Here is a 9,079-nt window from a genome sequence, read left to right as displayed (position 1 = left end):
TGTTGAACGTTGACTTTCATAGGAAAATTGAATTTTTATGGTCAACCTATGTCAGGGACGTACATGGTGAATGGTGAATACCACTTACTACTTACTTACTACTCACCATTCACCAATCTCCAATTAAATTCCAGCAATCACCTTTAATTCTTCTATCATACGACCCGCTAAACCATCAGCTTCGTCTTGCGTTGGCGCTTCGGTATAAATGCGAATAATCGGCTCTGTATTTGATTTTCTCAAGTGTACCCAACTCGTAGGGAAGTCTATTTTCACCCCATCAATCGTAGTAACTTCTTGATTTTTATAGTTTTCTGCGATTAATTCTAAAATCATATCGACGTTTAATTTCGGCGTCAATTCGATTTTATTTTTGCTCATATAATACTGCGGATAAGTCGCTCTTAATTCAGCTACAGTTAGCGTTTGATTGGCTAAATGCGTTAAAAAAAGCGCTACACCAACTAGGGCATCGCGTCCATAATGCGTTTCAGGATAGATGATTCCGCCATTTCCTTCTCCTCCAATTACAGCATTTGTTGCTTTCATAAGTTCCACTACATTGACTTCGCCAACAGCAGCAGCTTGGTAATTCCCTCCTCTATTTACGGTTACATCTCTCAAAGCACGAGAAGAAGATAAGTTTGACACTGTATTTCCAGGCGTTTTACTCAACACATAATCTGCTACAGCGACCAAGGTATATTCTTCACCAAACATTTCACCATCATTAGAGATAAAAGCTAAGCGATCAACATCGGGATCTACCACAATACCTAAATCTGCTCTTTCTGCTTTTACCAAAGCGCAGATATCTTGTAAATGTTCCTTTAACGGTTCTGGATTGTGCGGAAAATGTCCGGTTGGATCACAGTACAGTTCCACTACTTCTACACCTAATTTTCTCAATAAAGCGGGGATAATTACTCCTCCAGAAGAGTTTACACCATCAACCACCACCTTAAATTGGCGTTTTTTAATAGCTTCTACATCGACTAATTTTAATTTTAAGATCTCGTCAATGTGAATATCCATATAATCTGTTCTCGAAGTAATCGTTCCTAAACGGTCAACTTCAGCAAAAATAAAGGCATCTTTTTCTGCGATGTCCAAGATTTCCTCTCCTTCAGCTCCACTCAAAAATTCTCCTTTTGCATTGAGTAATTTTAGCGCATTCCACTGTTTTGGATTATGCGAAGCCGTTAGAATAATTCCGCCATCTGCTTGTTCCATGGGAACGGCAATTTCTACCGTTGGCGTGGTAGACAATCCTAAATCCACTACATCAATTCCCAACCCTACTAAAGTGTATACCACCAAGTTGTGAATCATCGGACCCGATAAACGCGCATCGCGTCCTATTACAACTTTTACTTGTTCTTTTCCTGCTTGGTTCTTAATGAACGTTCCATAAGCAGAAGCAAATTTAACTGCGTCAACTGGAGTGAGGTTAAAACCAACTTTCCCTCCAATTGTTCCTCTTATTCCTGAGATTGATTTTATCAACGTCATAGTATCTTTTTTTTATTCTTCTACAAGAACAAATATAAAACAATTCAATCGCTTATACTTTCAAATACTAAACTAAAAAACCGTAAATTTGAAAGTAAAGCGAAGCAATGAATTTTTTAGCACATGTATATTTATCAGGATCAGACCAAGAAAAGGCCATTGGCAATTTTATAGCGGACAGTGTTCGCGGTAAACAATACCTAGAATTTCCAAAAGCCATCCAACATGGTATTCTATTGCATCGAGAAATAGATACTTTTACCGATACCCATCCCATTTGGCGTGAAAATAAGAAATTACTCGTCCCGGCTTATAATCACTATGCTGCGGTAATTATTGATATGTACTACGACCATTTTCTCGCCAAAAACTGGTCTGACTATCATGCGGTTCCTCTTGCGGATTATGCAGCGCAATTCTATGCTACCTTAGAAGCTAATTTTGCTGTTTTACCTGAAAAAATTCAAAATTTTTTACCGATTATGATTCAAGAGGATTGGTTTACCTGTTATGAATCTATCGAGGGGTTGGGGTATATTCTCTACCAAATGGACCGCAGAACGAAGGGCGTTTCTAAGATGTCAAAGGCTACTGTTGAGCTTGAAGCGTACTATAACATCTTAGAAAAGGATTTTATACGATTTTTCAAAGAATTGGAAACCTATGTTGCTTTCGTTCAACATTCCCCTCGTTTTACTACTATTTAAACTCTTTTTAGCATAAAAAAATATGTACGACGTCTCCTTTTATATGACTATTTAGGCTATTTTTGCAAGATGAAAATTTGGAATAAAAAACGTATTGCATTCTATTTTAAGCAAACCTTTCGGTATGCAGAAGGTATTTTATTTTTTTTAAAATCGATCCTTTCGGATCGCCAATTTTTGTATTTATCCTGTGTGCTAGTAGGTGCATCGAGTGCCATCGCAGTAACTGTATTGAAGTCATTTGCCCATGCGGTATTTCAATTTGCTACGTACATCGACAACATCTCTCACTTGCCCTATACCAATAGTATTTTGCCCATTATCGGAATTTTACTAACCGTATTTGTTGTGCGTAAATTTTTAAATGGCAGTATTGAAAAGGGAACCTATCAAATTATGATTGCTGTGGCAAAGCGTTCAGGTATCATGCCTAAGAAGCAGATGTACTCTCAAATTGTCACCAGTTCCCTAACTGTTGGTATGGGAGGATCCTTGGGATTAGAATCCCCTATTGCGATTACTGGAGCAGCATTTGGATCTAATTTTGCTCAGAATTACAAACTCAGTTACAAAGACCGCATTTTACTTTTAGGTTGTGGGGTTGCAGCGGGAATCTCTGCTGCTTTTAATGCACCAATTGCCGGTGTACTCTTTGCTATTGAAATTGTCTTAGCGGATATTACCGTTTCCGCCTTTATTCCCATTATGATTGCTTCAGCAACTGGAACAATTGTAACCAACCTCATGATCAAAGAAGACATCTTACTTTCCTTCAAGAAACAACTTGTTTTTGACACCTATAATACTGGATATTACGTTGTTTTGGGTATTCTTGCTGGATTTTTCTGTGTCTATCACGCGCGTATGTTTAGGAAAACAGAAGCCTATATCTCAAAATTCACCAATCACATTTATAAAAAAGCGCTGATTGGCGCAACGATGTTAGCCGTTTTAATCTTTTTATTTCCCACGCTCTTTGGAGAAGGATATGAAAGTATCAAAATACTCGCAGGCGATCATCCAGAGACCATCCTAAACAACACCTTATTACGCAATTTTTCAACCAATGAATGGGTACTTTTACTCTTTGTTGCTGGAGCTGCGCTAGTGAAAACGTTTGCGGTGGGATTAACTATGGGAAGTGGAGGAAATGGAGGAAACTTCGCTCCTTCTCTATTTGTCGGTTCTTATCTCGGATTTACCTTAGCTAAATTCTTCTCCCTCCTGGGGGTAAAAGACATTCCCATTCACAACTTCACCGTTGTAGGAATGGCAGGTGTTATCAGTGGATTATTTCACGCTCCTTTGACAGGTATTTTCCTAATTGCCGAAATAACTGGAGGATATGGCCTGATGGTTCCCCTACTTATTGTATCATCCATAAGTTTTGCCATTGCCAAAAACATGGAAAAATATTCCATGGACATTAAATCAATTGCCGAAACAGGGATGGTTTTTACGTCTGACAAGGATTCTAATATTCTGTCAACCATCAACGTACACGATTATATTCGCAATGATATCCATCTTTTAAAATCAACACAGACCACACAAGATGCTGTGACAATCTTTACGCAAACCCAACAGGAATTCATCCCTGTTATTAACGACGATCATAAACTATTAGGTGTAATTAACCTCAACCACGTTCGCCCTATTGTATTCAGTGCATTCCAAACGAAATTCACCCCAATCGCTGATCTGATTGAAGAGCCAATCACTGTTTCATATACAGATAGTACCAAACACATGGTCAATAAATTTGACTTGAAAAAAGCTGATTTTTTACTGGTGCAACAAGACCATAAATACGTAGGTTATATCTTAAAAGCAGATATTTTAGAAGCCTATAGAAACAATCTAAAATCGCTATCCATTAATTAACCACCTCAAGATCAACGAAGTAAAAACAAAAAAAGTAGAGTTCCCATACGATCAGACGCAAAAGCAAAGGTTGGGGACTAAATAAGGTGCTTCTGCGCGATTCGTAAAGGTTATTAGATCGTATGACTTAAGCATACTAAGTAGTTCGATTTATGTACCTGTCTTCTCTTACCCAGGTAGTAAAATAATAGAGAGTGCCTGTTTCGAGGCACCCTCCAGCATTATAGTATCTTTGTATCTGTTACTTTCCCATTTGAAATAGAACAACAAAACAACAAAACCAAATTCCTTACAAGTAGCCGCTCAAAAGAAATCTTAAAATAAATCTATTTCAAAACAAACACACAAAGAACTATTCATTCTCAATGAAGGACTAGTATAGCCCTCACACTTTCTTCATTCAAAGATACTGATTAATTTATTGAATCGCTCTAGTCACCCCTCTCCTTTTAACAATTATTATCCCAAAAAGATACCCTTTCTTCTCAAAGAGTATATTTAAAATACTAAAAAAACTATATTTTGTCACATTTAGTAGATATATATACTAAAAAAAAGTTAAGCTGTTTGTGTATTGGGTGCTTTTGACTACATTAGCTTTCCCAAAAGGAAGTAACTTTCTAAAAAGAAACTAAAAAAATGTCCATCACAATACCTTTAGACAGCATTCAATATACGCTTAACACGATTAGTGGTAAATGGCGTATGCCCTTATTGAATGCACTCTTTCAAATGGAGCGTGCCCGCTATTCTACCTTGCAACAAAAGATTCCCAAGATTGGCAGTAAGATGTTGACTACCGAATTAAAAGCATTGGAACAATTAGATCTCATTGAACGAATTATCACGGAAACACCAGTGATCATAGCCTATCAATTGACTAGTAAAGGGCGATCTTTACTTCCTGTATTAGAAGCACTTGCACATTGGGGAGAGGGTAAACTTCCGAGAAAAGCCACTGAATTAACACATAAAAATAAACACGAAATCAATCATTTCTTAACTATAAACATCTAAGGCTATATGGATTTTATTCAAGAATTAGTACAAAAAAACGAAAGTACAACCGCTTTTTTAGATAAAAAGAGAATGGAGAACTTTACGGATACCCTTTTTCACTTCTTATTTCAATTAGAAGATAAGCGCTATCACTCCGAACAAGCCATTAATATTCGATTAAATACGTTAAAGAATGAATTGGTTTCCATCCTATTTAGCATTAACAATAACGAGGATCGATCACATCAAATTGCCCGTGATTTCTTTGAGGCATTACCCACAATTTACACCTTGTTGAACACAGATGCGACAGCTATTTTAGAGAATGATCCTGCTGCTACTTGTTTACAAGAAGTTCACATTGCCTATCCAGGATTCTATGCGATCGCAATTTATCGCTTTGCACATCAATTGCAAATGCAACAGGTACGACTTTTACCGCGTATTTGGACTGAATATGCCCACAACAAAACCGGCATTGACATTCACCCAGCTGCGAGCATAGGTTCTCATTTTTGTATTGACCACGGTACAGGTATTGTAATTGGAGAGACCTGTGTAATCGGCTCCCATGTTAAAATTTATCAAGGGGTTACGTTGGGTGCGATTTCTGTTTCAAAAGACAAAGCAAATACTCGTCGTCATCCTTATATTGAAGACCATGTGGTGATCTATTCGGGAGCAACCGTTTTAGGCGGTGATACGATAATTGGTCACGACTCTGTCATTGGGGGGAACGTTTGGTTAACCAAAAGCGTAGCTCCTCATTCTATAATCTATAGCAAGAGTAAAGTTTATTCAAAATACACAGATAAATACCCCGAACCTATCAATTTTATTATATAACAGCACAAAAAATTAATATTATGAAAGCAACGACAATTTTAGAAACAATTGGGCGTACACCCCACGTAAAAATTAATAAACTCTTCCCTGCAACACACAATGTATGGATCAAATTAGAAAAGCAAAATCCAGGAGGAAGTTTAAAAGATCGCATTGCTTTAGCGATGATTGAAGATGCAGAAGCCAAAGGTATAATCAATAAAAACACAACGATTATTGAACCTACTTCTGGAAATACAGGAGTTGGTTTGGCAATGGTTTGTGCTGTTAAAGGATATCAATTAATTTTGGTTATGCCAGAGTCCATGAGTATTGAAAGAAGAAAATTGATGGCAGCATTTGGTGCTAAATTCGTTCTTACACCAAGAGAATTAGGTACAGCGGGTTCTGTTGCTAAAGCTACTGAATTGGCCGAGCAAATGGACAATGCATGGGTACCTCAACAATTCAACAATTTCTCTAACCCTGAGATTCACCGTAAAACTACAGCGTTGGAAATCATCAATGACTTCCCAGAAGGAATTGATTATCTAATTACGGGTGTTGGAACAGGAGGACATATTACAGGTGTAGCAGAAGTGTTGAAAGAAAAATTTCCCAACCTAAAAGTATATGCTGTTGAACCTAAGAATTCTCCAGTTTTAAGCGGTGGACAACCAGGACCTCACCCATTACAGGGAATTGGAGCAGGTTTCATTCCTAAAGTAGTTAATACAGCTATTTTTGACGGTATTATTACCATCGATAAAGACGAAGCCTTTGACTACACCAATCGCATTGCAAGAGAAGAGGGAATTTTAGCGGGAATCTCAACGGGAACCTCACTTGCTGCTATTGCGCATAAACTTCCTGAAATTGAAGCAGGAGCAACAATTCTAACCTTTAATTACGATACAGGAGAACGCTATTGGTCTGTTGATGATCTATTTGACGAAAAAGCAGCAGAATACAAAGAATAATCACAGTCCTCATACAAAAACCTTTCAACTTCATTTTGAAAGGTTTTTTTGTATTTAAGCTTCTCTTGGAGAAAAGTGGCTATTCTAATTTTATGTTGTATTTTTGTAGCTTAATAAACAGTAAAATTAAAATATGTTAAAAAGAACTTTTCTTCTTGCAGGACTAGTTGTTTTATCTGCGTGTAAAACAATCCCTTCAAGTCAAGTTACTTCAACAAACAACCCTTTACATCAAATTGAAGTAAATGGTAAATTATACGCTGCCGTTTTTCAACAAAATGCAGCTGAATATCAAGCTTTAGCTGCACAAGCTTTTAATATTGCCACGTTGCGCGTAGATGAACTCTTAACGCAGTCTTTTGACAAACCACTCGCTATTGTTACAGATATAGACGAAACCTTTTTAGATAATTCTCCTTATGCAGTTGAAATGGCGCGTCAAGGAAAAATATTTAGTGAAGAAACGTGGAATGAATGGACATCAAAAGGAGATGCTCTACCCCTATTAGGCAGTTTAGAATTTTTCAACTATGCAGCTTCAAAGGGAATTGAAGTGTACTATATTACCAATCGTACACAAAATGACAAAGCGGGTACCATGAAAAACTTGAAAAAATACAACTACCCTTTTGCTGATGAACAACATGTTATTGTTCGCACGACAGAATCAAGCAAAGAAACAAGACGTCAAAAATTAAGCGAAACCCATGAAATTGTCATGCTTTTAGGGGATAACTTGTCCGATTTCTCAACAGCTTTTGACAAGAAAACACAGGAGGAACGCTTGCAAAATGTAAAAAATAACCAAGCGTTATTTGGCAAGCGATTCATTATTTTACCTAATACTGGCTATGGCGATTGGGAATCTGCCCTATTGCAGTATAAACGCAATCTGACAACTGAAGAAAAAGACGACCTATACAACAAAAGTGTAAGGGGCTTTGAATCCAACAAAAAATAAATTAATAACGCGACAAAATGAAAAAATTAGTAGCTATTTGTGCTTTTTTAGCCTTGCCATTTGCATTTGGTAGTTGTTCAAGTGATGACAATACCGTAAAACGCAACGAAGGTGATTATGTAGGAGAATGGGTAACAGACGAATTATCGTATACTATTCCTGGGCCTAACGGAGGGACTTTAATGAAACACAAATTTAAAGAATTTCCTGGACCAGATGCAGTGATCGAAGATGTTATGGTATTGACCAAAGACAAAGCAACACTAACGGAAACAAAGAAACAAAGTGGAGTGCAACCAACTGTTCAAGGAACAATCAACAACAAAGTAATTACTTGGACAAGCGAAGATGCTAGACATACAAAAAGAGAAATCAAAGAGGTAACAGAAAAAGTGTTAACTGTTGAATATGACATTGACATGAGAGGTGCAAACCTTCCTGTTACGGTAACTTACTTGAGAAAATAAAATAAAAAAGCCTTCAGAATCTGAAGGCTTTTTTTATGCGTTAGGATTATCTTCTTAAGCGAATATACACAGGTGATTTTCCTGTCCATTTACCCCTTACTTCCTCCTTTACTTTGATAGGACTCAATTAAGCGAAAAAAAGCAACAAAACTAATGGATTTAGCTGTACAAATATGTTGAATTGTAGATAAGGGAATATCATAGGAAATTGTTCCCCGACTCAAAGCCACTTTTTTCATTTTTCTAGCTACGCTTTCATCGATCAAAAATTTTTTTGCAAAAGAGCGTTGAGATTTTTCTTTTAGCATCCACTCTTCATAAATAAAAGCACATATTTTAACACTAATATCTTCCATATAGCAATTGAGTTAATTTTAAAAAAAATGCGTTCGATAGCACGCACTTTTAAATCTTTTTTTTATCTTTGATCTATCAAACACAAGATTCCCCTCTCTTACTAGAGGCATATAATCTCTTTCGGTTCTATCCAAGTCTTTTATATATAGTTACGATCCTCAGACAAAAAATAGACGAAGCGATTGTGTTGATCTTGTCTCTTTGATCAAACGCTGTGTTAGCCAAAGCAACGGATTTAGCTCCATTGATTTGTTTGATTTGTGTTTGTCAGGTAAAAAAGAAATAGAGCTTTCTTTTTTACCATTGCTGTAAGGGATTCACCTTCCTTACTGCCCTCAATAAAAAACTGGAATAGCGGTAATTAAAGCAATGGCCGTAAAAACTTGA

9 protein-coding genes are annotated in these 9,079 nt (G+C 36.9%); 7 read left to right on the top strand and 2 right to left on the bottom strand.

Annotated features, from left to right (window positions below; genetic code table 11):
* Window positions 1-123: 123 nt before the first annotated feature.
* Window positions 124-1,512: a phosphoglucosamine mutase gene (glmM, locus tag ACPDHL_RS13525; RefSeq protein WP_430533284.1), complete on the bottom strand. Its 1,389-nt coding sequence runs from the start codon at window positions 1,510-1,512 to the stop codon at window positions 124-126.
* A gap of 107 nt (window positions 1,513-1,619) precedes the next feature.
* Between glmM and ACPDHL_RS13520 the strand changes: the two genes are divergently transcribed.
* The 7 genes from ACPDHL_RS13520 to ACPDHL_RS13490 all read left to right on the top strand — a co-directional run bounded on the left by ACPDHL_RS13520 (window position 1,620) and on the right by ACPDHL_RS13490 (window position 8,335).
* Window positions 1,620-2,219 carry an ACP phosphodiesterase gene (locus tag ACPDHL_RS13520; protein WP_430533283.1) on the top strand — a complete coding sequence of 200 codons (600 nt, stop codon included), beginning with the start codon at window positions 1,620-1,622 and terminating at the stop codon, window positions 2,217-2,219.
* Between the two features lie 69 nt (window positions 2,220-2,288).
* Window positions 2,289-4,103 (top strand): chloride channel protein, encoded by a 1,815-nt coding sequence (locus ACPDHL_RS13515; RefSeq protein ID WP_430533282.1) that lies wholly within the window; start codon window positions 2,289-2,291, stop codon window positions 4,101-4,103.
* Window positions 4,104-4,742: 639 nt separating this feature from the next.
* Entirely contained in the window at window positions 4,743-5,120 is a 378-nt protein-coding gene (locus ACPDHL_RS13510; protein WP_430533281.1) for a winged helix-turn-helix transcriptional regulator, read from the top strand.
* 6 nt (window positions 5,121-5,126) lie between these two features.
* Entirely contained in the window at window positions 5,127-5,948 is an 822-nt protein-coding gene (locus ACPDHL_RS13505; RefSeq protein WP_430533280.1) for a serine O-acetyltransferase, read from the top strand.
* A 20-nt stretch (window positions 5,949-5,968) separates the two neighbouring features.
* Window positions 5,969-6,907, top strand: coding sequence for a cysteine synthase A (gene cysK / locus ACPDHL_RS13500; protein ID WP_430533279.1), 939 nt, complete (start codon window positions 5,969-5,971; stop codon window positions 6,905-6,907).
* A gap of 133 nt (window positions 6,908-7,040) precedes the next feature.
* On the top strand, window positions 7,041-7,868 hold the full coding sequence (locus tag ACPDHL_RS13495; RefSeq protein ID WP_430533278.1) for a 5'-nucleotidase, lipoprotein e(P4) family: 828 nt from the start codon (window positions 7,041-7,043) through the stop codon (window positions 7,866-7,868).
* 17 nt (window positions 7,869-7,885) lie between these two features.
* Complete coding sequence (locus tag ACPDHL_RS13490; protein ID WP_430533277.1) at window positions 7,886-8,335, top strand: hypothetical protein; 450 nt, start codon at window positions 7,886-7,888, stop codon at window positions 8,333-8,335.
* 89 nt (window positions 8,336-8,424) lie between these two features.
* Here ACPDHL_RS13490 and ACPDHL_RS13485 read toward each other — a convergent pair whose 3' ends face one another.
* The gene (locus tag ACPDHL_RS13485) at window positions 8,425-8,691 is read right to left on the bottom strand and encodes a transcriptional regulator (protein WP_430533276.1); all 267 of its coding nucleotides are present in this window, start codon (window positions 8,689-8,691) and stop codon (window positions 8,425-8,427) included.
* Between the last annotated feature and the right edge of the window lie 388 nt (window positions 8,692-9,079).

The sequence above is a fragment of the Myroides sp. C15-4 genome, assembly GCF_050522745.1.
Taxonomy (GTDB): Bacteria; Bacteroidota; Bacteroidia; order Flavobacteriales; family Flavobacteriaceae; genus Flavobacterium.
Note: the sequence above shows the minus strand (reverse complement) of the source record. Positions and strands in the feature narration are given on the sequence as shown.

Excerpts from the sequence above, each read along its gene's own strand:
- ACPDHL_RS13490 (WP_430533277.1), top strand. The coding sequence starts at position 7,886 with ATGAAAAAATTAGTAGCTATTTGTGCTTTTTTAGCCTTGCCATTTGCA.
- cysK (WP_430533279.1), top strand. The coding sequence starts at position 5,969 with ATGAAAGCAACGACAATTTTAGAAACAATTGGGCGTACACCCCACGTA.
- ACPDHL_RS13515 (WP_430533282.1), top strand. The coding sequence starts at position 2,289 with ATGAAAATTTGGAATAAAAAACGTATTGCATTCTATTTTAAGCAAACC.
- glmM (WP_430533284.1), bottom strand. The coding sequence starts at position 1,512 with ATGACGTTGATAAAATCAATCTCAGGAATAAGAGGAACAATTGGAGGG.
- ACPDHL_RS13510 (WP_430533281.1), top strand. The coding sequence starts at position 4,743 with ATGTCCATCACAATACCTTTAGACAGCATTCAATATACGCTTAACACG.
- ACPDHL_RS13495 (WP_430533278.1), top strand. The coding sequence starts at position 7,041 with ATGTTAAAAAGAACTTTTCTTCTTGCAGGACTAGTTGTTTTATCTGCG.
- ACPDHL_RS13485 (WP_430533276.1), bottom strand. The coding sequence starts at position 8,691 with ATGGAAGATATTAGTGTTAAAATATGTGCTTTTATTTATGAAGAGTGG.
- ACPDHL_RS13520 (WP_430533283.1), top strand. The coding sequence starts at position 1,620 with ATGAATTTTTTAGCACATGTATATTTATCAGGATCAGACCAAGAAAAG.
- ACPDHL_RS13505 (WP_430533280.1), top strand. The coding sequence starts at position 5,127 with ATGGATTTTATTCAAGAATTAGTACAAAAAAACGAAAGTACAACCGCT.